Raw genomic sequence first — 26,681 nt, forward strand, 5'->3', positions numbered from 1 at the left:
GACCATGATCAAATCAATCGGATATTTACCCAAATCAAGCTGATAGACTATAATGGATTAAAGCGGTTACAAAAAAACATTCCATTTGATATACGTGCGTAATCAAAATCACATTTTTAGAACAACCTCTAATAAAGGGGGATCTTCCATGTCTTCAACGTATTTACCTCCTACTTTGGGAGAAAGTGTCCATGAAGTTTTTTATCCAGATGTACAAACAACGGTCAATCTGTTCGCCATTCATTTACGAAGTGTTGGTATGGACTGGGATTATCCGGCGCATGAGCACCCTCAATATGAATTGAATTATGTCACGGAAGGCGAGCAACGCATGATGGTGAATGGTACCCTATACATTCAAAAGGCTGGCGAACTGCTCCTGATTCCTCCGGGAAGCATTCATTCCAGCCAGAGCCATAACGGCAAGGGATTCACGTATTTTTGCATGCATTTTGACATTGATGATCAGTTGTTCCTATCGTTGCTGGCGCGTATCAAACAAGTGCGATTCAGTGCAGATAGCCCGGTTACGCAGCAGATCGAGCCTGTTTTGCGCAAATTGATGTCATCTGCGGATGATGAAGTAGCAAATACGATGGTACAGCGTATGCAGCTGCAATCTGCGGTATTTGAACTATTTGGCCATCTGTGGGAGGCAGTCTCGCAAGAGGCAGCGCAATGGTTTACCGACGGACACGAGAAGATCGAACTCGCCCACCAGATTCGTAATCGATTGCAAGGCCTGATGAGTCAACAATTCAAACAGGGACACGAATCCAACGGTCACTATGGCATTGATGATATTGCAGCAGAGCTGGGCATCAGTTCTTCTCACTGTAATCGCGTGTTCAAGCAGGTGTTTGGTCAGTCTCCACGTGCTGTATTGTCCCAGTTGGTTTTGCATGAAGCGAAGCTTCTTCTGGGCAATCCGAAGCTGTCCGTTCAGAATATTGCCGTCATGCTTGGTTATAAGGATATTGCCCATTTCAGTCGTCAGTTCAAGCGCTGGTCTGGCATGTCACCATCCCGTTACCGACAGGAACAGCCTGCTCTGGAATAAGGTCCAGTAGCAGGCTGTTGGGCTTAAACTCTTTGCATGATTCGATTCAAGTTGTTCTCTGTTTTTATATGAAGTGTTATTTTAACAAACGCTTAATCAGCTTCAGCTTGTTATCATACGGTGGATACAGAATCGGCAGATTCAATTTGGTGCTTTTTTTCAGTACACTTTTGAGATGAGAGAAGGTTTCGAAGCTGTACTGCCCGTGATACGAGCCAATACCAGAATGACCAACACCGCCAAATGGCAGACGCGGATTCGCTACATGCGTGATGGTATCGTTAATGCAGCCGCCCCCAAAAGAAACTTCGCGCAGCACTTTGTCCTGAACCCGGGTGTCGGAAGTGAACAGATACAAGGCGAGTGGTTTCGGCCGCTTTACGATTTCTACAATGGCTTCATCAATGTTACGGTAGCTAATGATTGGCAGAATCGGTCCAAAAATCTCATCTTCCATCGTTGCTGCATCCCAGGACTCCGCATCAATTAAAGTAGGTTCAATGAAGCGATTTTCCTCATCCGAAGCTCCCCCATATATCACTTTGGCCTGATCCCGCTCAATCAAAGTTGTCAGACGTTTAAAATGTCCCTTGTTCACGATTCGTCCATAGTCCTTGTTGTGCTGGATATCCGAACCAAAGAAGGACACGATCGCTGCTTTCATCTCTGTAATTAACGGTTCCTTCACACGCTCATGCACAAGTAAATAATCGGGTGCGATACAGGTCTGTCCCGTATTGAGCAGTTTGCCCCATATAATGCGCTCAGCTGCTACTTTGATATCCGCCTGTTCATCAACGATAACAGGACTTTTGCCTCCCAGTTCTAACGTAACGGGAACGAGATTTTTGGCAGCTGCCTCCATCACAATTTTGCCTACCGGCACACTGCCTGTAAAAAAGATATAGTCGAATGGCGCGTTAATCAGTGCTGTCGTTGTATCTTTTGCACCATCGAGCACTTGTACGTATGCGGGTTCGAATACGCTCGCAATCATTTCACGGACAACAGCGGACACCGCAGGTGTATTCTCTGACGCTTTGAGCACGGCTGTGTTGCCTGCCGCAATAGCACCTACCAATGGTTCGATTAAGAGTTGAAAAGGATAATTAAACGGTCCGATGATCAGAACCGCCCCATAGGGTTCGGGTATGATATAACTTTTCGAACCCAGGAGCGCCATTTGCGTTTTCACTTTAACGGGTTTCACCCATTTATTCACTTTACGAATGGTGTGTGTGATGCTATCCATCATGAATCCGATCTCGGTTGTGTAGGATTCGAACTCACTTTTGCCCAAATCCTGATAGAGAGCTCCTGTCAGTCTGGATTCGTACTTTTGGATGGCCTGCTTGAGTTGGGTCAGACGTGCAATTCGAGCTTCTGCAGATCGTGTGGCCCCGGAACGAAAGAACTGTCGTTGCTGCTCCAAGATCTGTTCAACTTCCTGACTGGTTACTTCCTGTATAGTCGTTGTCATATATACACACCCCTCTATTTATTATTGATCAAGCGTTTAAACTTACGAACCTATAAGGCACATGCAAAAGCATGTTTTATTACTATTAATCTACAGACACTCTTCTTCCAGAGCAGCTACCAGTTCCTTCAACAGTTCCACCGATGCATTCAATGAAGCCGAATAATAGCGCTGTGTGCCTTTCTGTTCCACAGATATAAGTCCCTTCTCTAACAACAGCTTGAGATGATGAGATATGGCTGGCCGGGATAGGCTGGATTGTTCAGTAATTTCATTCACCGTCATTCTGCCCTTCTCGGTAAGTGTCAGCAAAATGGATTGACGATGGTTGTCACTTAACACCTGAAATAACGGGATACAGGTTTGAAAAACGCTAATTGCTTTTTGTCCCATGGTTTCACCTCTATACTATTTCTTCTTTATTATTTCTACGCATATTATTTTCTGTCTGATGTCTGTTCGTTTAAACATTCGAACCTAATAACTGGATTGTACTCTTTAATCACATGAACTGCAAGTGAACCATCAACTAAATTTAATATAATGATGATAAAGCGCTTCCATACTACCATACAAGTATGGTAGTATGGCATTGAAGGAGTTGAAGTTGTGGAATATACCCCAAAGTTATCATCCAAAGCCGGTTTGTTGCCTGTTGCGAGCAATATGTCTTCCATGAATAATAAGCAATCTTACTCAACGCGAGATGTCGTTTACTTCACGCTGAAACAACTCATTTTGAGTTTGAAAATGCCTCCGGGAACAGCTATTTCTGAGAAGGAGATTTCGCTGGAATTCCAGGTAAGCCGGACACCTGTTCGAGAAAGTTTTGTAAGGCTTGCTCAGGAAGGTCTGCTAGAAGTGTATCCACAGCGTGGCACATACGTCTCTCTGATTCAGGTCGACCTCGTTGAGGAAGCACGGTTCATGCGTGAACAGCTCGAACGAGCCGTAATCAGGCTCGCCTGCGAGAACTTTCCGAACGAACAGATGGTAGCTCTTGAACAGAACCTTGCATGGCAACAGGAATGCAGGGTCAAACCGGATGATGAACGAATGTTCCAATTGGATGAGGAATTCCATAGCACTCTTTTTGCAGGCTGCAACAAAAGCAACACCTGGACTGTTATCCAGCAGATGAATGTACATTTGAATCGAAGTCGCATGTTACGCCTATCCTCAGACCACCAGTGGGATCACCTGATTGAACAGCACCGGTCTATGGTCAAGGCCATTCAGCAGCATGATGCCGACACAGCAGAGCGACTGATGCAGGAACACTTGCATTTAACTGTCACCGATTTGGCTGTCCTGCAGGATACATATCCGTCCTATTTTCAATGACTGAATTTTTCTTCCTACTATTCATGATGAGGTGAACGTGATGAGAATGGTTTTTCGCTGGTTCGGCGAAGGCAATGATACGGTAACGCTGGATCATATCCGGCAGATTCCGGGAGTTGAAGGTATTGTGTGGGCACTGCACGATGTTCCTGCTGGCGAGGAATGGCCAATGGACAAAATACTCGCTGTCAAAACAGCAGCGGACAAGGCCGGGTTACATCTGGATGTCGTTGAGAGTGTGAACATCCATGAGGATATCAAGTTGGGCCTGCCATCAAGGGATAAATACATTGCGAACTATATTAAAACAATGGAGAAACTGGCTCAAGTTGGTGTGAAGGTCATCTGTTACAACTTTATGCCAATCTTCGACTGGCTTCGCACGGATATGCACAAGGAAATGGAGGATGGCTCAACTGCCCTCTTCTATGAGCACAGTAAACTCGCAGATATAGAACCTCTAGAACTCGTTCGACGCATTACGGAAAACTCCGCACTCACCATGCCAGGTTGGGAACCGGAACGATTGCAATATTTAACAGGTCTGTTCGAAGCCTACAAGGATGTAACCGAGGATCATATGTGGGAGCACGCACGTTATTTCCTGCAAGAGATTATGCCTACAGCCGAACAGCTGGGGATTCGAATGGCCATCCATCCGGATGACCCGCCATGGCCAATCTTTGGATTACCAAAGATTATTACAAGTCAGGAGAATGTTCGGAAATATTTGAATCTTTATGACAGCCCTTACAACAGCGTGACACTATGCAGTGGCTCTTTGGGAGCAAATGCTGATAATGACATTATCGGGATGATACACGAGTTCAAGGATCGGATTCCATTTGCCCACATTCGTAATGTCAAAATCTACGATAATGGCGACTTTATCGAGACCTCACATCGCAGTCAGGATGGCAGTGTTGATATTGCAGGGGTTGTTGAGGCTTATCACGATATCGGTTATGAAGGGTATGCAAGACCCGACCACGGTCGTCATCTCTGGGGAGAACAGTGCCGACCTGGTTATGGACTTTATGACCGGGCTTTGGGGATCATGTATCTCTGGGGCGTCTGGGATTCCCTGCAAAGGAGGGCAAAAGCATGAGTGAACACCAATATGAACGCTCATCTCGTCTCAATGGCAGAACAGCTGTAATCACCGGAGGTGCTGGAGTACTGTGCCGCTCCATGGCGGAAGAACTCGCTCGGCATGGTGCAAGTGTAGCCATCCTGAATCGTACCGTGTCCAAGGGGCAGGAAGTTGTAGCTGCGATTGAAGCCGCAGGTGGCAGAGCGATTGCTATTGCCTGTGACGTAACCCAGGCCGATAGTGTGCAAGCAGCGGCAGATGCGGTGCTGGAACAGCTCGGACCATGTGATATTCTGATCAATGGCGCAGGTGGCAATAACGCCAGTGCCAACACCACGAATGAAATTTTCAGATTGGAAGATCTGGAAAAGAGCGATGTCACTACATTTTTCGATGTAAGTGTAGAGGGATTTCGTCAGGTGATGGATCTGAATTTTGTCGGTTCTCTCATCCCTACTCAGATCTTTGCAAAACATATGATAGAGCGCGATGTTCCCGCTACTGTCATAAACATTTCTTCCATGAGCGCCCCATCGCCCATGACGAAAGTTCCAGCGTACAGCGCTGCGAAGGCAGCCATTAACAACTTCACGCAGTGGCTCGCCGTTCATCTGGCCGAATCCGGAATTCGTGTCAATGCTATTGCACCCGGGTTTTTCCTGACTGAGCAAAATCGTAATCTGTTACTGCAACCAGACGGTTCTCCTACCGAACGTTCGAGTAAAATCATTGCCCATACTCCTATGCGCCGCTTTGGCAAACCGGAAGACCTGCTTGGCACATTGATGTGGCTTGCGGATGAAAGACAATCCGGCTTTGTCACTGGCACAGTCATTCCGGTAGATGGCGGATTTATGGCCTATTCTGGTGTATAACGAGTAACGTGTAATTAATCAGTTCAACTAATATAGAGAATTTATAGAAACCGAAACTTGGGATACTTACCCAGGTTTCGGTTTTTTGCGTTCAAGCATAAGATCATCCAGTGTAGGAAAAGCTTGTTATAGTAACTATGCGAAGTGAAGTAAAGGAAGGTGATACATACATGATGGAAGAAACATGGGTTGTTGCCGTACGCTCTATTATTGCCTTTCTGACTCTGATCATCTACACAAGGGTGCTGGGCAAACAACAGATGGGTAACTTGACGTATTTTGATTATATTAACGGCATCACAATTGGTTCCATTGCAGGGACTTTTGCAACCGATCTCTCATCGAAAGCGTGGATTCATTTTGTGGCCTTGACCATTTTCACAATCATTACGATCATCTTTCAGTATATTACACTTAAAAATCGCACCATCTCCAAATTAATGGACTCTGATCCCACATTGATCATCCAGAACGGTAAAATTCTCGAACAGAACCTGAGTAAAATGCGAGTCAAAATTGACGAATTGACCATGATGCTGCGGCAAAAGGATGTATTTGATATCACAACGCTGGATTATGCCATTCTGGAACCGGACGGCAGCCTTTCAGTTGTATTGAAACCTGAGAATCAACCGGTAACCGCCAAAGACATGCATATGCACCCGCCCAAGAGCAAGCTAATGACCGAGATTATCATTGATGGCCTGCTGATTAAGCAAAATCTGGAGGAAAGAAACAAAGATATCAACTGGCTCAGCGAGCAGCTCAAGAAACAAAAGATCACGATACAGGATATTGCTTTTGCCGCCATATTGCCCAATGACAAATTGTATGTAGATCTGTTCAAGGATAAAATCACTGAAAAAATAGATATGGGCGATTATGAGGGGCCTTTCTAAACTCTTCACATCAAGGAGGCGGTTGAATGAAAACGCGTTTCTGGCTGCTATATGTGCTTCCGATCTTCCTCATTCTTGTGTTCGTTGCAATTATGGCTAGCGGATCCTTTCTCAAAAAGCCCTTTGGCACCGATGATCGCTTGCTTGAATCTATACAAACGTTAGAGCAACAGGTTAAGGGTAATCAATGGACTGAAGCCAAGTCTCAAGTTAATTACGCAATGAAGGCCTGGGATAAAATCGTCAACCGCATTCAGTTCAGTGTGGAGCGTGAAACGATATATGATATACTGGGCACCCTTGCTCGGATCAAGGGCGGCGTTGCGGCAGAGGATGATAAGGCGATTATGGAAGAGATTTATTACTTTTATGTCCTATGGGATAATCTTGGAGATTAGGTTCAATATCTTTAATATCAGGCTCTAATATCAGATGTAAGTTCAATAACAAAAGGCACTATCCTTTTATGAAGAAAGGAAGTGCCTTCTTTGCTTTATATAACTTACTATCCGTTACGCTCTTCGTAATCCCCGAGACCGTGACGGTCGCGAAGTGCCTTCTTTGCGGAAAAAGAGACTGAGTGCTCCCTTGGCACACCACAGTGCAAACAAAGCGAACAACGTGCCCCAGAATAGCGCCGGAAGGAACGTCTGCTGAGCAAGATTCGCTGCATCCCCTGCCCGTGAAGGCTGAGTCCAGGACATTAATCCAACGTATACGGCACTAACGACCGACTCTTCCAGCGTAAGAAACGCCAGTAACAGATAATAGAACTTCACGATCTTGGCACCAAAAATCATAATGACAACATTCAGTACGATGAACCCGGTCAGCCATAACATGCCAAACTCCCCTCTTACATATAACAGGAGTGACACCAGAGCGACAGCTGTCATAATACCGAGTCCCCACATGTGCAAGCCTCTGCGGTATAAGTAAAACAACAGCCAGGCGAACAGTGATGCACTGATATATCCCGCCAGAGAAACCAGGATCGATCTGCCTGGCGTCAGCATGGAAGAGTAAGTTACACCACTATGATCAGCGTACAATTCAATGCGCAGCACTTTACCGGACAATACCAGTGTCATTAGTGCATGACCGAATTCGTGAATCATCGTATCCAGGTTACGGAACAAGGACGAAAATGGGATGAATCGTGTAAGAAAGACGGAGCCTAGTAGAAAAAGTATCGTTTTGACCCACTTATTCAATCGTGCCATACCTCCTTTACCTTCAAATAAACAAGCCTATCCTTTATACTACGCTTTTTTCAATCGATTCGTTTCGGCTTCCAAAACTGTAGAGCACAGTGCTCCATCCACCAGCAGAAGCTCCGATTGTGTCCAATGAAAAAAGAAGATAGATCATAGCGGCCCTTTTCGGCCTCTAGCGTAACGAGCAGTCGATTCCGCATCCGACGGAGCGCGTAGTTCACGAATTGATCCGCAACTTCACTTTGCACAAGGGTAACATACGCATAGAGGGAATGATCGACAGGTTCATCAAGCGGACTCACCCCTGCACATGAAAATTCAGTCTTCACGCCCGCATTCCGAAGTATGGACAATGCGTTCACAAGCTCTGCATCAACTTCAACACCGTTCCAAATCTCCGTTTTCTTCGCGGATACCGTATGTTTATCACGTTCCGTCCAGTGCATCAGCTCGAGCTTACGCCGTCTCCACAGATGGGCAGGCTGTTCACTTAACAGCACTTCATGTTCTTCATTTAAATTCATCTAATGCGTCCTCCTGTTCTCCTCGATCCGGTCCCTTATTCAACAAAGAGAGAGCACATCACTGTGCTCTCTGCTTCGCAAAAAGGCAAAGGAATGGCACTCCATTCCTCAGCATGTTGTATTATTGTACCTTTTTCGGTGAAAGGCATCAAACTGATCTTTAATTATTCGTTCAGTGCCAGTTCTAAAGCCTCCAGATTCTTTCTCATCACACTGATGTAGTCCATTCCCGCCGCAATTTCTTCCTCGGTAAGTCCCTCAATCGGGTTCAATACAGCTGTCTTGGCCCCCACTTCACTTGCAATCGTCTCAGACACTTTGGATGAAACCAGTGTTTCGAAGAAAATCGTCTTCACCTGATGCTCTTTTGCAAAATCAATGACAGATGCCATCTGCGCTGCCGAAGGTTCCTGCTCAGGAGACAATCCTGCGATAGGCACCTGTTGCAATCCGTATTCCTGTGCCAGATAACCAAATGCAGCGTGTTGTGTGATGAAATCCTTGCGTTTACTTTCCGTCACAGCCGCCTTGAAGTCCTGATCCAGTGACTCCAGTTGAGCAACATAGGCATCTGCATTCTGCTTGAACTGTTCAGCGTGTTCTGGAGAAGCCTGCGCCAAACCTGCTTCAATATTGCGCACTTCTTTTACAGCCAATGCAGGTGACAGCCATACGTGGGGATCCAGTCCCCCGTGATCGTGATCATGTCCTGCTTCTGCCTCGGCGTCATGATCGTGGACGTGTTCTTCTGTAGTCGCTTCAATCCCATGGTCATGATCGTGGTCATGTTCTGTTGCCTCTGAATCTTCATGATGGTGATCATGCTCTCCACCTTCAAGCAGGTTGATGTCTTTGCTTGCTTCCACTTGAATGAGTGAAGCATTGCTCAGACTTCCGGTGACCTGATCCATCCATGATTCCATACCCGCACCGTTATATACAAGCACATCCGCTTTTTCAATGCTGGCAATATCTTGCGGTGTTGGTTCCCAATCATGAGGCTCCATTCCTGCTGGAACGAGCGTATGTACATCCGCTAGGTCGCCTGCTACATTTTTAGTGAATTCATACATGGGGTAGAAACTAACCTGCACGTTTAATTTTGCTACTTCATTCTCTGTGGAGACCGTATTAGAAGCACCCGTAGAACTTGTATTTGCATCAGAAGCGGATTTTTGTCCGCAGCCTGCGACGATAAGTGTAAGACTAAACAACAATCCGAGCGTAGCTTTTTTACTGAGTTTCATGTGATATATTCCTCCTAGAATGGTTGACCAGAATGACGTGCTGTGATTTCGTTTCTTTGCGATGGCGCTTGCGGTTATATCGTGCAATCAGCTTTTGCGCTGATATTCCAGTCAATAGGATGACCAACAGGATGAGTGCAATTGTTCCTCCCGGTGGTGTATTTAGATGGTAAGATGCGGTGAGTCCGCTAAAAATACCGATTAAACCTGTAATTATCGCAACAATAATGGCTGTTGTAAAACTGCGAGACACTCTTAGTGCCAAGGCAGCGGGCAATACAATGAGAGCAGACACTAGTAGCACACCGACGATCGGCATGGCTGATGCTACAGTCATTCCTGTCAGAATGGCAAATGCAAACGATAATCCTTTCACCTGAACGCCTCCAATGGAAGCTGTCTCTTCATCAAACGTAAAGCTATACAACGGTCTCCGGAGCAGGATGAAAAAAAGTAAACCTATGACACATACTCCTGCCATCATCCACAATTGTATATCGCTAACCGCGACAATAGATCCAAATAAGTATGAGCTGAATGTTTTGGACAGATTGGTTTTGAGACTCATCAACACTACAGCAAGAGCCAGCCCCGAAGTCATGATGATCGCCACAGGTACCTCGCTGTAGGTTCGGTAACTTCGCCGCAGTTGTTCAACCAGTAATGCACCGATAATGGCAACGGCAAATCCGCAGACCACCGGGTTAAGATTCATGACCGAACCGAGCGCCACCCCTGCGAGTGAGACATGGGATAACGTGTCTGCCATTAGGACCTGCCGCCTGAGCATCAGATAAACCCCAAGAATTGGAGCCATGACTCCAATCAGTCCACCTGCCCAGAAGGCACGTTGCATGAATTCGTACTCAAACACTGCCATTCCTCACTTTCTTGCCGTTCCAGAGTAATGGTTCGGTCCAATCGATCTCCCATCTCTTCCAGTCCATGAGTAACCATAATAATCGTTATCCCATGAGCATCAACATAGTGGCGCATCAGATTGTAAAATCCTTTACGGCTGTGGCGGTCCATTCCCGTTGTTGGCTCATCCAGTACTAGAACCTGCGGTTGCCCAGCCATGGCTCTGGCAATACAGATCCGCTGTTTCTGTCCACCGGACAACTCACCGACGCGTGTATTCCGATATTCCCACATACCGACCTCACGCAAACTGCGTTCAACGATGGCATCCTGTTCCGATGTAAATCTGCGAAAAAGTCCCAGTCTGGTATAACATCCGGATCGGACCAGTTCGTTCACCGTGCTGGGAAATCCACTATTAAACGATGCCACCTGTTGGGGCACATAGCCGATATTGGATGTGTTCCCACGTTTCAACTGCGAATTCGTATGTATCGTGCCGCTCCAGGGCTTCAATAGCCCCAGCAGCAGCTTTAACAGGGTTGTTTTGGCAGAACCATTAGGGCCAGTAATGCCTATGAACTCTCCCACATGGATATCCAGCGACAGTTGATCAATGACCGGCTCTTTGCCATATCCAAATACAACATCACGCATGGAGGATAATATCATGTCTTCCCCTCTTTCCGTAAATATTACGATTTAAAATGAGCAAAAAAATTTAGCGTGTTTCCCGGTGAATCGTCATTTTCTTCAAACGTGGGGAGTACTTCTTCATCTCAAGTCTCTCTGGATGGTTACGTTTGTTCTTGGTTGTTGTATAGTTGCGGTCCCCGCACTCGGTGCAGGCTAAAGTTACAATGACTCTCATGGTTGTTGCCTCCTCTTATTTAATCGTAATTATTACTATTTAATGATATTAGTCTATAGCTTTTCTTTTGTCAACTCCACGCCGGAAAATGAACATTCAAGTTCACGCCAGTTCTACATATGGATGAAGAATCTTGATTAATCGTAAAAATGTTGATTAGAACATAGGAATGATGTATGTTGCTGCACGTACAAGCATATATTTTAGCAAAGTCCTAGTTGTGGAGGTCTGTTTCATGAAAATGGCAGCCAATTTGAAGCTCCTGTCCTTCCTGATCCCTTGTGCATTTCTTGTTCCCGTGTTGATCACAATGGCTCCAGACCTGAAGGAAGCATGGAACAGTGAAGCTTTGCAAAATATGAAAACCGTATTCATAGGTATTTTCCTTGAAGCCGCACCTTTTCTGCTCATGGGTGTGCTATTATCCTCGCTCATGCAATGGTTTGTATCCGAAGAAATGGTCCGCAAACTCACGCCCAAGAATCCTATCGGCGGCGTGCTGGTCGCAGGACTACTCGGTATTATTTTTCCCATCTGTGAATGCGGCATGATCCCGGTAGTGAGAAGGTTGATGCACAAAGGCATGCCAGCCTATATCGCAGTTACGTTCATCTTGAGTGGTCCCGTAGTCAATCCCATCGTATTTACGGCAACCTTGCTTGCCTTTCCCTCCCATCCTGAGATTACCATTGCCCGTATGGGGCTGGCCTTTGCCGTAGCAGCTTCCATAGGCATGCTTGTGTATGTGTTTGTTCGTCGAAATCCCCTTCGGATGCCAAAGATCGCAGTGACAGAGGTCAAGACACATCCCGGGTTTAAAATGGCGCAACCTCATGGACACGCAAATGATCATGATCATAACCATGTAAAAAACTGGCGCAGCTTCTTCATTCACGCCGGAGACGAATTTGTCGATATGAGCAAATATCTGGTGATTGGTGCCCTGATTACAGCCTGCATCCAGACATTCATTAGCCGCAGCGATCTGATCTCACTTGGCAATGGTCCTGTCGCCTCCTATGTGTTTATGATGGGATTTGCTTATGTATTGTCTCTCTGCTCCACTTCAGATGCTTTTGTGGCTTCTGCGTTCTCACATACGTTTGCACTGGGGCCGCTGGTATCCTTCCTTGTGCTTGGTCCAATGCTGGATTTCAAAAGCACGCTCATGCTGCTCTCCACCTTCCGTACCCGGTTTGTTATTGGTCTAAGTCTAGCCATTATTACGCTCGTCTTCGCTGGCTCATGGTTGATTAACCTGCTGGTATAAAGGTTGAGCAACATACTTCATGACCTGAATGGTTAATCCCATGAACTTTCATCCTGACTATGAATAGAGATGAGGTGATGATATGAATCACACGGTCTATACGATGACCAAACCTCCCGTTCCAAGATCACACATCATTCAATGGCATAACCTGATTCGTGCGGGCTGGATCGGCGGGGTGGCAGTGTACATTATTCACTTGAATTCAAGTGATTCGCTTCATTATTATTTGGCGCCTACCATGCAAAAACTGCTGTTATGCTGCCCTGTTCCCTTATTGTTTATTGCAGTTATCATGGCGTGGCATGGACTGTTCAGTAGTAACGAGATTCATTGCGATTGTGAACATCCACCTCCTTCCGGTTTCCTACGCAGCTCGTTGGTATATGGTCTGATTGCTATCCCCTTGTTGCTGGGGTTTCTGTTACCTGATCGGGCGCTCGGCAGCTCCATGGCTAGCCAGAAAGGCATGTCTCTCACTTATGCCCCTCCCGAGATTCGTCGCAAAGAGCCTTTACCTGATCCGGCAACACAATTGAATGTACAAGATCACACAAAAAAACCAACGACCGTTCAGCCTGCATCGGCTACCAAAGTACAATTCATTCCCCCAGACGAGTATAGCCGTGAATTCGCTGAACTGGCGGAGAAGTTGTATGCAGAACAGGTCATCCGAGTCTATCCCGAGATCTTCTCTGAAACCCTCGGCACGATCGATATGTTCCAGCGACAATTTGTAGGCAAAGATATCTCCTTAACCGGGTTCGTTTATCGGGACAAAAGTATGGATCATGAATCACATTTTGCACTGGGACGGTTTCTCGTCATGTGTTGCCCCGCGGATGCGGCTCCCTTTGGCGTGATGATTCACATCCCAGAAGCGGATAGCTTCCCTACAGACAGCTGGGTGCAGATTGATGGCAGCATAGGCTCTGCACAGGTTAACGGTAAGGATACGATTGAGATTCGGGCCACAAAGGTGACACCTGTATCCGAGCCATCCACGCCTTATATTTATACCAATGCGGACTCGGTGATGGTGTATGAGAAAATAAAGAGCCCGTAGGTTCAAGTAGTAGTAGTAACTACTTGAACCTCAACGACAAAAAGCCCCAAAGCAATGGATTACATCGCTTTGGGGCTTTCATGTTCAGTCAGACATGAGATTACATCTCGTCTGCTCTGATTGTATTATTCCGTTACGATATCATGAACCAATACAGGAGCATCGGCATGATCCGCAATTGTAATGTTTTCTTTGATCTTCGCGATGACATCTGCTACGTCTTCACGATTGGCATGAATCGTTACGAGGGACTCACCAGCTTTGACTGGGTCACCGACTTTTTTATTCAACATCAGACCAACCGCGAGATCGATCTCGGACTCTTTTGTTGCACGGCCTGCGCCAAGCAGCATTGCTGCAGTTCCGATTTCGTCAGCGACGATTCCGGCAACATAACCGTCTTTGTCTGCTGGGACTTCAACCAGATATTGTGCTTGTGGCAAACGATCTGGATGATCTACAACCGAAGCGTCTCCGCCTTGGTTTGCCAGGAAATCTTTGAATTTCTCCAGGGCTTTACCGTTCTGGATCACTTCTTTCAATTTTTCCTCAGCGTGCTCCAAGGAATCTGCCTTGCCAGCAAGGAATACCATCTGACGTCCAAGAGCCAGACACAGTTCTTCCAGATCTTTTGGACCTTTACCTTGCAGGGTGAGGATTGCTTCTTTCACTTCAAGCGCGTTACCAATCGCCAGACCCAGTGGTTGGGACATATCGGAGATAACAGCCATCGTTTTACGTCCAACATTGTTACCGATGCTTACCATGGCATGTGCCAATTCTTTAGCATCTTCCGTTGTTTTCATGAATGCACCAGCACCCGTTTTAACATCCAATACGATTGCATCTGCACCTGCTGCAATTTTCTTACTCATGATGGAGCTGGCAATCAGTGGAATGGAGTTAACGGTAGCTGTTACGTCACGCAGTGCATAGAGCTTTTTATCTGCAGGCGTAAGGTTACCACTTTGTCCAATAACTGCAACCTTGTGTTCGTTTACGAGGCGAATGAACTCTTCTTTTTCAAGCTCTACGTGGAAACCAGCAACGGATTCCAACTTGTCTGTTGTACCACCCGTGTGACCAAGTCCACGTCCGGACATTTTGGCAACAGGAACATCCAGCGCAGCAACAAGCGGAGCAAGTACCAGTGTTGTTGTATCGCCCACTCCTCCTGTGGAGTGCTTGTCTACTTTGATGCCTTCGATAGCTGACAGGTCGATCGTTTCACCGGAATTCACCATTGACATCGTCAGATCCGCGCGTTCCTTGTCTGTCATATCTTTGAAAAACACCGCCATCGCCCATGCGCTGACTTGATAATCCGGGATTTCTCCTTGTGTGTATCCTTGAACAACAAAATCAATCTCAGCTGTTGTCAGTTCTTTTCCGTCGCGTTTCTTGGCAATAATGTCTACCATTCTCATGATGATCTCTCCTTGTGTGTGTACTGATTGTATAGAACACTTTGATGTTAGTCCGTTACGGCTCCGGATCGTTCCTTCAACGCTTCGCTTCTTCAGAATCAATTCCGGTTCCTTCACTACGTGCTTAAAACAAAAGTTTCGAGCCAAATCAAATGATTATGAATATAAAATGCAACAATTACAGAGTGATTGCTGTATCCAGGGCAACAACCATCATGTCATTGAACGTTTTTTGACGTTCTTCGGCAGATGTTTCTTCGCCTGTCAGCAAATGGTCACTTACCGTCAGGATCGTCAGTGCGTTAACACCAAACTTGGCAGCGATAGTGTACAATGCTGTTGTTTCCATCTCTACGCCGAGTACGCCGTGTTTCATCAACTTCTCGGTTACGGAACGGTCATCGCGGTAGAAAGAATCGGAGCTGAATACGTTACCGACGTGAATCTTCATACCTTTAGCTGTTGCACGGTCATATGCTTCTTTCAGCAGGGAGAACGTAGCGATTGGTGAGAAGTCATAACCACCGAATACGTGTTTGTTCATGCTGGAATCTGTACATGCTGCTTGTGCAAGGATAACGTCACGTACACGTACATGCTCCTGCATACCGCCACAAGTACCTACACGAATCAGGTTTTTCACGCCATATTCGCTGATCAGTTCGTTTGCATAGATTGCGAAGGACGGAATACCCATTCCTGAACCTTGCACCGAAATCCGGTGTCCTTGATATGTACCTGTGTAACCGAGCATTCCACGAACCTCGTTGTAACATACAACATCTTCAAGATACGTATCTGCAATATACTTCGCGCGCAAAGGGTCTCCTGGCAATAGGATCGTTTCTGCGATATCTCCGGGTTTTGCTCCAATATGTGTACTCATGAATGAATCTCCTCCAGTTATATGTTTATCTCTATTACGATGGCAGGAACCGGAGCAGCCTCAGCTACTCCGACATCCCTTATCTATTTTTTGAAAAAATACTTAAATCCTAAAGTTTCCGTCACCTAGAATTAACTTATTTCAAATCCTTCAGGAAGCTGGTACCATATTCCGGCATTTTCACTCCAAAGTTCTCAGCTACGGTTGCGCCAAGGTCAGCAAATGTGCTGCGCAGATCAAGCTTTTTGCCCTCGCTGAAGCGCGGAGAGTAGGCAAGGAGTGGTACATATTCACGTGTATGGTCTGTACCACGGTATGTTGGATCGTTACCATGGTCAGCTGTGATCAGCAGCAGATCATCATTGGTCATTTTGGCAAAAATCTCTGGCAGCCGTGCATCATAGTCTTCAAGTGCCTGAGCATAACCTTGCGGATCACGACGATGACCGTACAGGGCATCAAAATCAACCAGGTTCAGGAAGCTGAGTCCAGTGAACTCTTCATCCATCGTTTCGGACAACTTGTCCATACCATCCATGTTAGAGACGGTACGAACGGCCTTGGTTACACCTTCGCCATCATAGATATCTGCGATTTTGCCCAAGGCAATCACATCAAATCCACCATCTTGCAGTTCATTCATAACCGTACGACCAAAAGGTTTGAGTGCATAGTCATGACGATTCGCAGTACGTTTCCAGTTACCCGCTTCTCCTACAAATGGACGTGCAATAATGCGGCCCAGCATGTACGGATCTTCAAGTGTAATCTCACGGCAGAACTCACAGATCTCATACAATTCTTTCAGTGGAACAACGTCCTCATGTGCTGCAATTTGCAGAACCGAATCCGCGGATGTGTACACGATGAGCGCGCCAGTTTCAACATGCTCTGCACCCAGCTCATCCAGAATTTCCGTGCCGCTGGCCGGTTTGTTACCAATTACTTTGCGGCCCGTTTTCTCTTCAATGCGCTGAATCAACTCATCGGGGAAACCATTCTCGAACACACGGAAAGGTGTATCAATGTAAAGACCCATCAGCTCCCAGTGACCTGTCATTGTGTCTTTGCCTCTGGATGCTTCCTGCATCTTGGTGTAATACGCTTTAGGTGTATCCGCTACAGGGACACCCTCGATTTCTTTGATGTTGGACAGTCCGAGACTGGCCATGTGAGGCATTTTCAGACCTCCGCGTTCACGTGCAATGTGACCAAAGGTATCTACATCAAAATCATCAAATTCTGCTGCATCCGGCGCTTCGCCGATCCCTACAGAATCCATAACAATCAGATGTACTCTTTTGAATGTTGACATAACTTAAGCACTCCTTCCAAATAATCCAGCTTACAAGAACAGTCCAGTAATGATCGCTGACAGCACGCTGACAAGCGAAGCACCGTAAAGCAGCTTCAGACCGAAGCGGGCGACCACATTCCCTTGCTTCTCATGGAGTCCCTTCACCGCACCAGCAATGATACCGATGGAGGAGAAGTTGGCGAACGACACGAGGAAGACAGATACGATACCCGTTGTTCTGGCAGACATTGCAGTTTCCTTCAAATTAAGCATAGCTACGAATTCGTTGGATACCATTTTGGTTGCCATAATACTTCCTGCCTGAATCGCTTCTTTCCATGGAACACCCATGATGAAGGCAAATGGTGCAAACACATAACCAAGTAGCTCTTGGAACGAAATGCCAAGCACAGCGCTGAAAATTCCGTTAACAAGTGCAATCAAGGCAACAAAACCGATTAACATCGCAGCTACGATGATAGCAACTTTGAATCCATCCAGGATGTATTCGCCAAGCATTTCGAAGAAGGACTGTTTTTCCTCTTCCTGTACTTCCAATATATCTTCTTCCTCTGTAACCTCATAAGGATTCACAATCGAAGCAATGATAAAACCGCCAAACAGGTTCAGTACAAGAGCTGTAACCACATATTTCGGCTCGATCATGGTCATATAAGCACCAACAATCGACATCGATACCGTGGACATCGCCGAAGCACACAAGGTGTACAGCCGATGTTTTGGCAACAACCCAATTTGTTTTTTCACAGAAATGAACACTTCAGATTGCCCCAATACAGCCGAAGCAACCGCGTTATATGATTCCAGTCTGCCCATTCCGTTGATTTTGCTTAATACCAGACCAATATATTTTATAACAAAAGGCAAGATTCGGATATACTGCAATATACCGATAAGGGCGGAGATGACAACAATCGGCATCAATACGCTGAGGAAGAACGGTGCCCCCCCGCTTTCGGCACCTACGGTAGTCAAACCCCCAAATACAAATGCGATACCTTCATTCGCATAGTCGAGTAAACTTTTAAATACGGTCGCGAAACCGCCAATTAAAAAAGTACCCACTCCTGTATTCAACAGAGCATAAGCTAGTATAACTTGCAAAACAATCATGATAGCCAGCGGCCGGTAACGAATCTGCTTTTTGCCGTTGCTCGCGATATAAGCCAGTCCAAAAACAACGAGTAAACCAAGAAGGGCAATTAGAAATTTCATTTGATTTCTCCTTTGAAGGTAGTTAAGCCGGATGTGAAAATTCAGCTCAAAGGGTTCTTAAGCATTTTTATCAGTAATCTTTCAGAAAACTTATGAAGCGCTTACAATAAGTTCCGTTAATTAAAAAAGTGTAAGTTGTATTCCCTGTACCTGAGTCGAACGCCCAAGTACAGAGAATATAACATTACTTTTATTTATTAAGCTTTTTCTAAAGTGCTTTTGCTTAATAAGAAGATGTAGACTGACCACCTTGCATAATCTTAACGCCAGAACTTGCACCGATACGAGTAGCACCCGCTTCGATCATTTTCTGCATATCTTCCAGGCTACGTACGCCACCGGAAGCTTTAACGCCAACATCAGGACCTACAGTACGACGCATCAAAGCGATATCTTCTGGCGTTGCTCCACCTGTGGAGAAACCTGTAGAAGTTTTAACAAAATCAGCTCCAGCTCGCACAGCTGCCTGACAAGCACGTACTTTCTCTTCATCCGTCAACAGACAAGTTTCAATAATAACTTTCACCAAAGCTTTACCCGCAGCCGCTTCAACAACAGCACGAATATCTTGTTCAACGAAATCATCTTTGCCATCTTTCAAAGCACTGATGTTGATGACCATATCGACTTCAGTTGCACCTTTAGCAATCGCATCTTTCGTTTCGAAAGCTTTTGTCTCCGATGTAGATGCTCCCAGAGGGAAACCAATAACGGTGCAGATATCTACGCCAGAACCCTGCAACTGCTCAGCAGCATAAGCAACCCAGCCTGGGTTAACACATACGGAAGCAAACTGATATTGCTTTGCTTCTTCGGTTAACTTGGCCATTTCACTTTGCGTTGCGTCCGCACGAAGCAACGTATGGTCGATCATTTTAGCTAATTGTGGTGTAGTCAATTGAATCTCTCCCTTATCTGAACTAGTTATTTTCTATACCCTTACACTAACATGAACATATGTAAAAATCAACTTGAACTTTTGTTCACAGTTACACTTGCATTTCTTCTTCGTTATATTTTCTTCCTAAAAAAGCAAAACATCCGCCCTTTTTACGTGGCAGATGTTGTCATCCATATCCATTTGAAATTAAAATCGAAGTAATGCCTGCGCTGTGTACTGATCCGTGACCAGAATATTAGCGTAATGACCTTTGAGCGCGGCGTGTATGGCTTCAATTTTGCGTTGTCCCCCGGCGACAAGGATTGATTTTTCCTTATTTCTCAACTCTGCTAGATCAATTCCAACGGTTCTGCTGTTAATCTCTTCACTGATCAACTGACCTTCCGCGTCGAAAAAGCGTGAACATATGTCACCTGCACCGGAGTTCATCAGCAATTGTTGCTCTTCTTCATTGAAGTAACCGAGCCTGAACAATAATGCATCTTCCTTCACAGTACCCACGGTAAACAAAGCAATGTTGGCCTGTCTGCCAAGTTCCACGATTCTGCCGATATGTCGATCCGCTTCCACCATGTTTTTTACTTCAATGTTGTCGAAAATCACAGGCAGCGGCAGATACCTTGGTACCGTATGGAATGCCTCAGCGAACAAATGAACAATCTCAGCGGCATAGGTATTGACATGGGAGTGGCTTACGCCCCCCTTCAATTGTACGACTTCGACACCTTTGACCTGCTTGGGACGAAGTTGGCGTGCTACAGCATGCATGGTTGTTCCCCAAGTCACCCCGATGATATCCGCATCCTGAACCGTCTCTTGAAGGTAGTCTGCTGCTCGTTTGCTAATATGCTTCTGTATTTCCTCATCACTCTTCAACGGGGCAAAACACACAAGTGCCGTATCCAGATCATATTTCGACTTAAGTTCTCCGGCAATGATGTCGATATCCTCCAGCGGGTCCATAATTTCAATCCGGACGTATCCACGATCTTTGGCGTACTGAAGTAACCTTGATACGGTTGGACGTGACACGCCCAATCTTGCGGCAATATCCTGCTGGCTATAATCGGACTGATAATACAATTTCGCTGCTTCAATGCTTAATCGTTGCTTCTCCAGGTCCATTCCCATGTGCGCTCATCTCACTCATCCTATTGTCTTTGGAAAATAAATACTCGTCCCATATATTATACATGGATTGAGTATCAGGTCACCATAAAGCATCCAGTTCAGTATCATGATCAATCCATTCATATCCCTTTCTGACGTATAAAACGGAGGAAACGATGCATACTACTGCGGTCGCTTCATCATTGCCAAGATCGCTTCACCCCATTAATCGCACAGAGAGGAATAACAACATGTCTACCTTATTGTATATTACTGCCCATCCTCATGATCATGAAACCTCCTTCAGCATGGCTACAGGCAAAGCGTTTATTGATGCGTATCGTGAAAGTCACCCTTCTGATGAGGTTGTTCACCTCGATCTGTATCGTTCGGATATCCCCCATATCGATGCAGATGTCTTCAGTGGTTGGGGCAAACTGCAATCGGGTAGTGATCTGACTGCCGAAGAGCAGACCAAAGTAAGCCGTTTGAATGAATTGTCGGATCAATTTGCCGCAGCAGATAAATATGTTTTTGTAACCCCGATGTGGAACTTCTCGTTCCCTCCTATTCTGAAGGCTTATGTGGACTCGATCTGCGTAGCTGGCAAAACATTTCGTTATACCGAACAAGGTCCTGTTGGACTGTTGTCTGACAAAAAAGCGTTGCATATTCAAGCTCGCGGTGGCATTTATTCCGAAGGCCCAGCGGCTCAGATGGAATCCGGTCATCGTTACTTAAGCATTATCATGTCATTCCTCGGTGTGCCGAAGCTTGATGGCATTTTTGTTGAGGGGCACAATCAGTATAAAGATCGTGCGGATGAGATCAAGCAACAGGCTATCGAGCAAGCACGCACTTTCGCAAAACAGTTTTAAGAAAGGTAGTTCAAAAAGTCCGCTTTTGATTACGAAGGATGCCTAATGGCATCATCAGCATCGAATATGGAATTCAGCCGAAATGTCCGTTGCTCACGTAGTTTCCCCTACGCTCCGCTACTCCATTTCTAGCTTCATCCCATCTTCTCGGTACTGAAAACCGACCTTTTTGAACACTCACTTAAAGTATAGAATAACAATTAAAGCAAAAACAAAACCCGCGTGCGACCTAGGGGATAATCCCAGGAAACACGCGGGTTTTCAATGTATAATCAACCTAGAGCTTATTGATGTCCAGCGCTGGCACGGCTCATGGTTTCAAGTTTACGTGTGATTGCATGACGGTCTACTTTCAATCCCCAGATCATTTCAATAATCTGCTCTTTCTCCTCAGGACTGTCGGCATGCTTCAGTTGCATTAACAGATCATGCATTTGTTCATTAATGCCTTCAAATTGAATCCATAAATCCTGTCTTACCTCTTTAGAATCCAAATGATGATTCGCATCGACTTCTTCCTTCAATGCTTGCAGAATAGCATCTTTCCATTCGTCATCACCTAGCTGTTTCGCAATGTTCAGGAGATCCAGATAATCGTCAACAAGAAGTGAGTTCAATTCAGCATGTGTTTTCATCGTTTATTGCATCCCCTTTTCGTCTATTTACCAAGTATTATACTCGGTATTTCAGGTTATGCAATAGTTGTCGAGAAAAATAGTGGATTGTCCAGTTTCATGTCATGTTTTGACGAATGATTAATCTCCGTTTAAGACTTGAGTTGTTGCAACAACTGTACACGATAGGCTTCACTTTCAAGGGATTGAATTTCCTTATATTCTTCAGCAGTTAACACTTTGGGTTCCCCGGCTGCCTTGGCGATCATATATACCTTGGCGCTTTCTTCCACCACCTGAGTACGGTAATAGGCTTCGCGGAGGTTTTTACCCGTTGTGACCAATCCGTGATTGACGAGAATGAGTGCCGTATGTTCTTCTACCTTTGCGGAGACTGCATCGGCAAGAAGTTTCGTCGTTGGCAGAACATATGGAACAAATCCGATATCGCCAACCAATGCCGACTGATCAGGGAACAAGTGTGGCAATTCATCGAAAACAAGACTAAGTGCGATCGTATATGCCGGATGCGTATGCACAATGGCTTGGATATCAGAATTCACACGATAACTATACAGATGCATTAATACTTCGGAAGACGGACGTGTTGATCCCGCGCTAGTCGCCCCTGTCTCGATATCAATAGCGATCCACTCGTCCGGTTCCAGGTCTTCAAGTGCATAACCGCTCGGAGACAACAACATCGTTCCGCCAGAGCGAGCGCTCAGATTCCCACCGGGTCCTACCACCAACCCTTGGGCAACTGCTCTGCGTGCATATTTCGTCAACTCTTCCCTTACTTGTTGTTCAGACATGTTGCTCACCACTCCTCATACTTTTCTTTTTAGCATTTTGCGTCAATGCTCATTGCATTGAATCTATTTATTACCTTTTGATTTGATTCAAACTTTGGTAGTTTTCATAAGCCTCTTGCCACAGCTCTGTATCCTCAGGCTCATAGGTCTCGGGTGAAAAGGAAGCAGCCATGACCTCCCGTACCTCGGCCAAGCTACTCACTTCTCCATGCGCAAGGAATTGCAGCATGCAATTCCCGGCTGAAGTCGCCTCTGCCGGGCCTGCCACCACCGGGACACCGGCTGCATTGGCTGTAAACTGGCATAATAGGCGATTGTGTACACCACCACCAACCATATGAATGACACGAGGTCTTGTACCTGTAATCAACTGCAGTTCATCCAGCGTCTGTCTGAATTCCAGTGCAAGACTTTCCAGAATGCAGCGCACAATCGCTCCATTCGTTTCAGGCACAGTCTGTCCGGTGAGACTACATTGTTGCCGTATTCGTTCAGACATATTTCCTGGCGCCAAATACACGCCATCTCCCGGCGATACATAACTTTGATGCGGCGTTGCCAAGGTAGCCAATCGAATCAGTTCTTCATGTGTAAAAAGTTGATTCTCCCGCTCCCATTGCCGTTTGCATTCCTGTAGCAGCCATAAGCCTGAACGATTTTTCAGGGTGCGTACTTTTCCACTTACCGTCCCTTCATTGGTGAATCCCAATGCACGACTTCGCTCATCCAATACAGGTGCATCACGCTCCACCCCCATAAGAGACCAGGTGCCACAGCTGATAAAAGCGAAATCCGAATCCATCGCAGGAATCGCTGCCAAGGCAGATGCCGTATCATGTGATCCCACAGAGACTACCTGCATCGGTCCAGTCCGTAACTCGGCGCACAACTCATTCGTTAAATTGCCCAGCACGGTACCGGGTTGAACGAGTTTTGGAAATAATGTTTCCGGTATACCGAGACGCCCGATCAGATGTTCATTCCAACGCGCCTCGCCTGCATGCAACAGCCCACTGGTACTTGCAATCGTATACTCACAAGCCTGCTGACCAGATAGATAATAGTGAAATAAATCCGGCATAAATAACATGCGCACATCCGGACGCAAACCTTCGGCCTGCTCTCGTACACTGCCTAGCAGTTGAAATACTGTATTGATCTGCTGCGGCAAAACCCCCGACATAGCATACAGTTCTTCTTCTTTCACGATGTGCAGAACTTCTTCCATCCACTGTGCATTGCGTGCTTCCCGATAGTGACGTGGGTTCGAGCACAACCTTCCCGCACCATCCACCAGTCCATAGTCCACTCCCCACGTATCCACAGCTATAGAACGGACCGATGGAGAGATGCCTTGTGTCCCTTTCACAATGCCTTGTTTTAATTCATGAAAAAGTCGCAAGAAATCCCAATACAATCCATCCCCCAGCTGCACGGGTTCATTGTTGAATCGATGCACTTCTTGTAACGAGAGTCTGTTTCCATCAAAAGAACCCCGGACTACGCGTCCACTACCGGCGCCGTAATCGGCAGCAAGCACATGTGTTGCTTGATTGCCCATTCTTTCAAGCCTCCTTAACTCTACGCGATAAGCCGTATTCGAGTTCTGAACACAGCTTTCAAGAGAACGCCATGTTACCTCATCTCACAAGGAACATGGCGTTTGACAGGAATGGAACTTTATTTTAACGATACAACGGGCCAAACACACTGCAAGCACGGTAGTCTGCACTCTCCGGCTCACTTGTGCCGAACAATCCCCATGCACGCGGACGGAAAATTTCCGTTTCAGGTACATTATGCATATTTACCGGAATGCGAAGCATGGAAGCGAGAGTAATCAGATCTGCACCAATATGTCCGTATGAGATGGACCCATGGTTCGCTCCCCATTGATTCATGACCTCGTATACGGAAGTAAACGCTCCCGATCCGGTTAGAACAGGTGCAAACCAGGTGGATGGCCAGGTTGGGTCTGTCCGCCGATCCAGCGTATCATGTACATCTTCAGGCAGATCGACCGTGTAACCCTGAGCGATTTGCAGCACCGGACCCAGTCCTTTGACCAGATTCAGACGTGTCATCGTTACAGGCATACCGCCTTTGGTCAAGAAATCCGCTGAATAGCCGCCCCCGCGGAAATACTCTACGGATGCCGGTCTCCACGATGTTGCTTTCAGGCAGTCCTGAACTTCCTCATCTGTAATTTCCCAGAAAGGCTTGAGCACAGGCTTGCCATCTCTGGACTGTTGTCCGGTGCCATCCAGGGCCGCGGAACCCGAGTTAATCAGATGCAGAATACCGTCCTTCGCGTTTCCTTCCAACTGGTGCCCTGTTACACGCTGTACCGAATCCGGACTCCAATACGTGCGCACATCAGCAAAGATCTGTGCCGTATGCGTGAGTAACGAGCCAAATAACATGGACACACCGTTCAAACTATCATTCTCCGTTGCAACGAGATAAGGCGCACGTTTGCCATTCCAGTCAAAGGAAGAATTTAATATCGACTCCAGAAAATCTCCGTTAGGTGAATGGTCCGTCCATTGCCGTTGTCCCTGAAAGCCGGATACAATCGCGTGGTGGCCCATCGATTCCTCTGTAAAACCAAGTTCTGCCAATCTTGGGTTGCCCACCATCAAGTCACGCACGATTTGAGTCATTTTCACAACGGTTTCCCATTCGTACTCTTTGCGTTTGCGATCCGTTTGCAGATGGACAGCGTTGTTGTCCGGACCTTCGCTACAATTCTCCTTCACCCAGGCCAGTGCGAGCTTATACTCCTCAGGATCGTAGATTTCTTCTTCAATACGACGAGTGAGTTCGCTCATATCCACATATTCGTTGCGCATGCCCAGATACTCCTGGAAAAATGAATCGTTCACAATCGAGCCTGCAATCCCCATGGATACCGATCCAATGGACAGATACGCTTGCCCTTTCAAGGTAGCGGCTGCCAAACCCGCACGGCTGAACCGGAGCAATTTCTCACGCACGTCCTCGGGAATTGTTGTATCCCCTCCGTCTTGAACATCCTCTCCATAGATTCCAAAGGCAGGAATCCCCTTCTGTGCATGAGCAGAAAGTACCGCTGCCAGATAGACTGCACCCGGACGTTCAGTCCCGTTAAAACCCCAGATAGCTGTAGGAATGGATGGTGACATATCCATCGTTTCCGTACCGTAACACCAGCACGGTGTCACGGTGATCGTTACACCAACGTTCGAACGGCTGAATAGTTCTGATGCTGCGGCCGCCTCGGCCACCCCGCCAATACAGGTCTCAGCCACAACACACTCCACTGCGGACCCGTCAGGATAACGTAGTTCTGCTGCAAGCAACTCGGCAACAGATGTCGCCATCCGCATCGTTTGTTCTTCCAGTGACTCCCGAACACCCTTGCGTCTTCCATCAATCGTGGGACGAATACCAATCTTGGGAAAAGCCTGCTTATAACGATAATCCTGATGTGTCATACTGGAATGTCCTCCTTCAATTCGTTTCATAGAATTTGGGTTGAATTGAGAAACCTTCTGTCTGATCCATGTGCGTTGATTGGAATGAGATAATGACGGAGATACAACCGATACCCGATTGGCACACAAGAGTTGCATACACAGATTATCAAGAGCTTACTTAATTTTGAATGCGTTTACATATTTGAAAAAATACCAATAAACCATTTCATTAATCAGCCTTGTATGTAGTTC

Annotated in this window: 27 protein-coding genes; 9 read left to right on the forward strand and 18 right to left on the reverse strand. The window is 46.3% G+C overall.

From position 1 onward, the window contains the following. Window positions 1-148: 148 nt before the first annotated feature. On the forward strand, window positions 149-1,060 hold the full coding sequence (locus AC4E8D_RS17460) for a helix-turn-helix domain-containing protein (protein ID WP_339176967.1): 912 nt from the start codon (window positions 149-151) through the stop codon (window positions 1,058-1,060). A gap of 76 nt (window positions 1,061-1,136) precedes the next feature. Here AC4E8D_RS17460 and AC4E8D_RS17465 read toward each other — a convergent pair whose 3' ends face one another. Further along, on the reverse strand, window positions 1,137-2,540 hold the full coding sequence (locus AC4E8D_RS17465; RefSeq protein ID WP_490204999.1) for an aldehyde dehydrogenase: 1,404 nt from the start codon (window positions 2,538-2,540) through the stop codon (window positions 1,137-1,139). 90 nt (window positions 2,541-2,630) lie between these two features. After that, complete coding sequence (locus AC4E8D_RS17470; protein ID WP_017688208.1) at window positions 2,631-2,933, reverse strand: ArsR/SmtB family transcription factor; 303 nt, start codon at window positions 2,931-2,933, stop codon at window positions 2,631-2,633. Between the two features lie 273 nt (window positions 2,934-3,206). Here AC4E8D_RS17470 and AC4E8D_RS17475 point away from each other — a divergent pair, with 273 nt between their 5' ends. From AC4E8D_RS17475 to AC4E8D_RS17495, 5 genes are all read left to right on the forward strand, one after another. Beyond that, window positions 3,207-3,884, forward strand: a complete 678-nt coding sequence (locus tag AC4E8D_RS17475; RefSeq protein ID WP_026081054.1) for a GntR family transcriptional regulator — start codon at window positions 3,207-3,209, stop codon at window positions 3,882-3,884. A 40-nt stretch (window positions 3,885-3,924) separates the two neighbouring features. Next, window positions 3,925-4,992: a mannonate dehydratase gene (gene uxuA, locus AC4E8D_RS17480; protein WP_490205000.1), complete on the forward strand. Its 1,068-nt coding sequence runs from the start codon at window positions 3,925-3,927 to the stop codon at window positions 4,990-4,992. Then, entirely contained in the window at window positions 4,989-5,852 is an 864-nt protein-coding gene (locus AC4E8D_RS17485; protein ID WP_124115137.1) for an SDR family oxidoreductase, read from the forward strand. The genes uxuA and AC4E8D_RS17485 overlap by 4 nt, the downstream gene beginning before the upstream one ends. A gap of 170 nt (window positions 5,853-6,022) precedes the next feature. After that, a complete protein-coding gene (locus AC4E8D_RS17490; protein WP_237174957.1) occupies window positions 6,023-6,751 on the forward strand; it encodes a DUF421 domain-containing protein in 729 nt (242 codons plus the stop codon). A gap of 26 nt (window positions 6,752-6,777) precedes the next feature. Next, window positions 6,778-7,149, forward strand: coding sequence for a DUF4363 family protein (locus AC4E8D_RS17495; protein WP_237174956.1), 372 nt, complete (start codon window positions 6,778-6,780; stop codon window positions 7,147-7,149). 114 nt (window positions 7,150-7,263) lie between these two features. Here AC4E8D_RS17495 and AC4E8D_RS17500 read toward each other — a convergent pair whose 3' ends face one another. From AC4E8D_RS17500 to rpmG, 6 genes are all read right to left on the reverse strand, one after another. After that, window positions 7,264-7,965 (reverse strand): M50 family metallopeptidase, encoded by a 702-nt coding sequence (locus tag AC4E8D_RS17500; protein WP_490205001.1) that lies wholly within the window; start codon window positions 7,963-7,965, stop codon window positions 7,264-7,266. A 59-nt stretch (window positions 7,966-8,024) separates the two neighbouring features. Next, window positions 8,025-8,492: a hypothetical protein gene (locus AC4E8D_RS17505; RefSeq protein WP_490205002.1), complete on the reverse strand. Its 468-nt coding sequence runs from the start codon at window positions 8,490-8,492 to the stop codon at window positions 8,025-8,027. A 164-nt stretch (window positions 8,493-8,656) separates the two neighbouring features. After that, window positions 8,657-9,739 carry a metal ABC transporter substrate-binding protein gene (locus AC4E8D_RS17510; protein WP_490205003.1) on the reverse strand — a complete coding sequence of 361 codons (1,083 nt, stop codon included), beginning with the start codon at window positions 9,737-9,739 and terminating at the stop codon, window positions 8,657-8,659. After that, entirely contained in the window at window positions 9,726-10,619 is an 894-nt protein-coding gene (locus tag AC4E8D_RS17515) for a metal ABC transporter permease (RefSeq protein WP_490205004.1), read from the reverse strand. The genes AC4E8D_RS17510 and AC4E8D_RS17515 overlap by 14 nt, the downstream gene beginning before the upstream one ends. Beyond that, complete coding sequence (locus AC4E8D_RS17520; RefSeq protein ID WP_490205005.1) at window positions 10,565-11,272, reverse strand: metal ABC transporter ATP-binding protein; 708 nt, start codon at window positions 11,270-11,272, stop codon at window positions 10,565-10,567. Before AC4E8D_RS17520 ends, AC4E8D_RS17515 begins: the two co-directional genes overlap by 55 nt. A gap of 49 nt (window positions 11,273-11,321) precedes the next feature. Continuing rightward, a complete protein-coding gene (gene rpmG, locus AC4E8D_RS17525; RefSeq protein WP_036613813.1) occupies window positions 11,322-11,471 on the reverse strand; it encodes a 50S ribosomal protein L33 in 150 nt (49 codons plus the stop codon). 235 nt (window positions 11,472-11,706) lie between these two features. Here rpmG and AC4E8D_RS17530 point away from each other — a divergent pair, with 235 nt between their 5' ends. Further along, entirely contained in the window at window positions 11,707-12,741 is a 1,035-nt protein-coding gene (locus AC4E8D_RS17530) for a permease (RefSeq protein WP_490205006.1), read from the forward strand. A gap of 82 nt (window positions 12,742-12,823) precedes the next feature. Then, window positions 12,824-13,807: a TIGR03943 family putative permease subunit gene (locus AC4E8D_RS17535; protein WP_490205007.1), complete on the forward strand. Its 984-nt coding sequence runs from the start codon at window positions 12,824-12,826 to the stop codon at window positions 13,805-13,807. Between the two features lie 125 nt (window positions 13,808-13,932). On the opposite strand, the gene AC4E8D_RS17540 is transcribed toward AC4E8D_RS17535, so the two are convergent. From AC4E8D_RS17540 to deoR, 6 genes are all read right to left on the reverse strand, one after another. Then, window positions 13,933-15,234 (reverse strand): pyrimidine-nucleoside phosphorylase, encoded by a 1,302-nt coding sequence (locus tag AC4E8D_RS17540; RefSeq protein WP_036613808.1) that lies wholly within the window; start codon window positions 15,232-15,234, stop codon window positions 13,933-13,935. Between the two features lie 178 nt (window positions 15,235-15,412). Further along, window positions 15,413-16,120: a purine-nucleoside phosphorylase gene (gene deoD / locus AC4E8D_RS17545; RefSeq protein WP_017688193.1), complete on the reverse strand. Its 708-nt coding sequence runs from the start codon at window positions 16,118-16,120 to the stop codon at window positions 15,413-15,415. A gap of 136 nt (window positions 16,121-16,256) precedes the next feature. Then, on the reverse strand, window positions 16,257-17,435 hold the full coding sequence (deoB, locus tag AC4E8D_RS17550) for a phosphopentomutase (protein ID WP_490205008.1): 1,179 nt from the start codon (window positions 17,433-17,435) through the stop codon (window positions 16,257-16,259). A 30-nt stretch (window positions 17,436-17,465) separates the two neighbouring features. Beyond that, entirely contained in the window at window positions 17,466-18,653 is a 1,188-nt protein-coding gene (locus tag AC4E8D_RS17555) for a NupC/NupG family nucleoside CNT transporter (RefSeq protein WP_237174948.1), read from the reverse strand. A 223-nt stretch (window positions 18,654-18,876) separates the two neighbouring features. After that, complete coding sequence (deoC, locus tag AC4E8D_RS17560) at window positions 18,877-19,527, reverse strand: deoxyribose-phosphate aldolase (RefSeq protein ID WP_076215422.1); 651 nt, start codon at window positions 19,525-19,527, stop codon at window positions 18,877-18,879. Between the two features lie 213 nt (window positions 19,528-19,740). Continuing rightward, window positions 19,741-20,679, reverse strand: coding sequence for a DNA-binding transcriptional repressor DeoR (gene deoR, locus AC4E8D_RS17565; protein ID WP_062836066.1), 939 nt, complete (start codon window positions 20,677-20,679; stop codon window positions 19,741-19,743). 236 nt (window positions 20,680-20,915) lie between these two features. Here deoR and AC4E8D_RS17570 point away from each other — a divergent pair, with 236 nt between their 5' ends. After that, the gene (locus AC4E8D_RS17570) at window positions 20,916-21,542 is read left to right on the forward strand and encodes an FMN-dependent NADH-azoreductase (RefSeq protein ID WP_074095370.1); all 627 of its coding nucleotides are present in this window, start codon (window positions 20,916-20,918) and stop codon (window positions 21,540-21,542) included. 284 nt (window positions 21,543-21,826) lie between these two features. Here AC4E8D_RS17570 and AC4E8D_RS17575 read toward each other — a convergent pair whose 3' ends face one another. The 4 genes from AC4E8D_RS17575 to AC4E8D_RS17590 form a co-directional block, all read right to left on the reverse strand. Then, window positions 21,827-22,177 (reverse strand): hypothetical protein, encoded by a 351-nt coding sequence (locus AC4E8D_RS17575; protein WP_036613800.1) that lies wholly within the window; start codon window positions 22,175-22,177, stop codon window positions 21,827-21,829. 131 nt (window positions 22,178-22,308) lie between these two features. Next, a complete protein-coding gene (locus AC4E8D_RS17580) occupies window positions 22,309-22,971 on the reverse strand; it encodes a class II aldolase/adducin family protein (protein WP_237174947.1) in 663 nt (220 codons plus the stop codon). A gap of 70 nt (window positions 22,972-23,041) precedes the next feature. After that, complete coding sequence (locus AC4E8D_RS17585; RefSeq protein ID WP_490205009.1) at window positions 23,042-24,532, reverse strand: rhamnulokinase; 1,491 nt, start codon at window positions 24,530-24,532, stop codon at window positions 23,042-23,044. A gap of 124 nt (window positions 24,533-24,656) precedes the next feature. Further along, entirely contained in the window at window positions 24,657-26,447 is a 1,791-nt protein-coding gene (locus tag AC4E8D_RS17590; protein WP_490205010.1) for an L-fucose isomerase, read from the reverse strand. Window positions 26,448-26,681 lie beyond the last annotated feature (234 nt).

The sequence above is a fragment of the Paenibacillus sp. SRL342 genome (genome assembly GCF_984798905.1).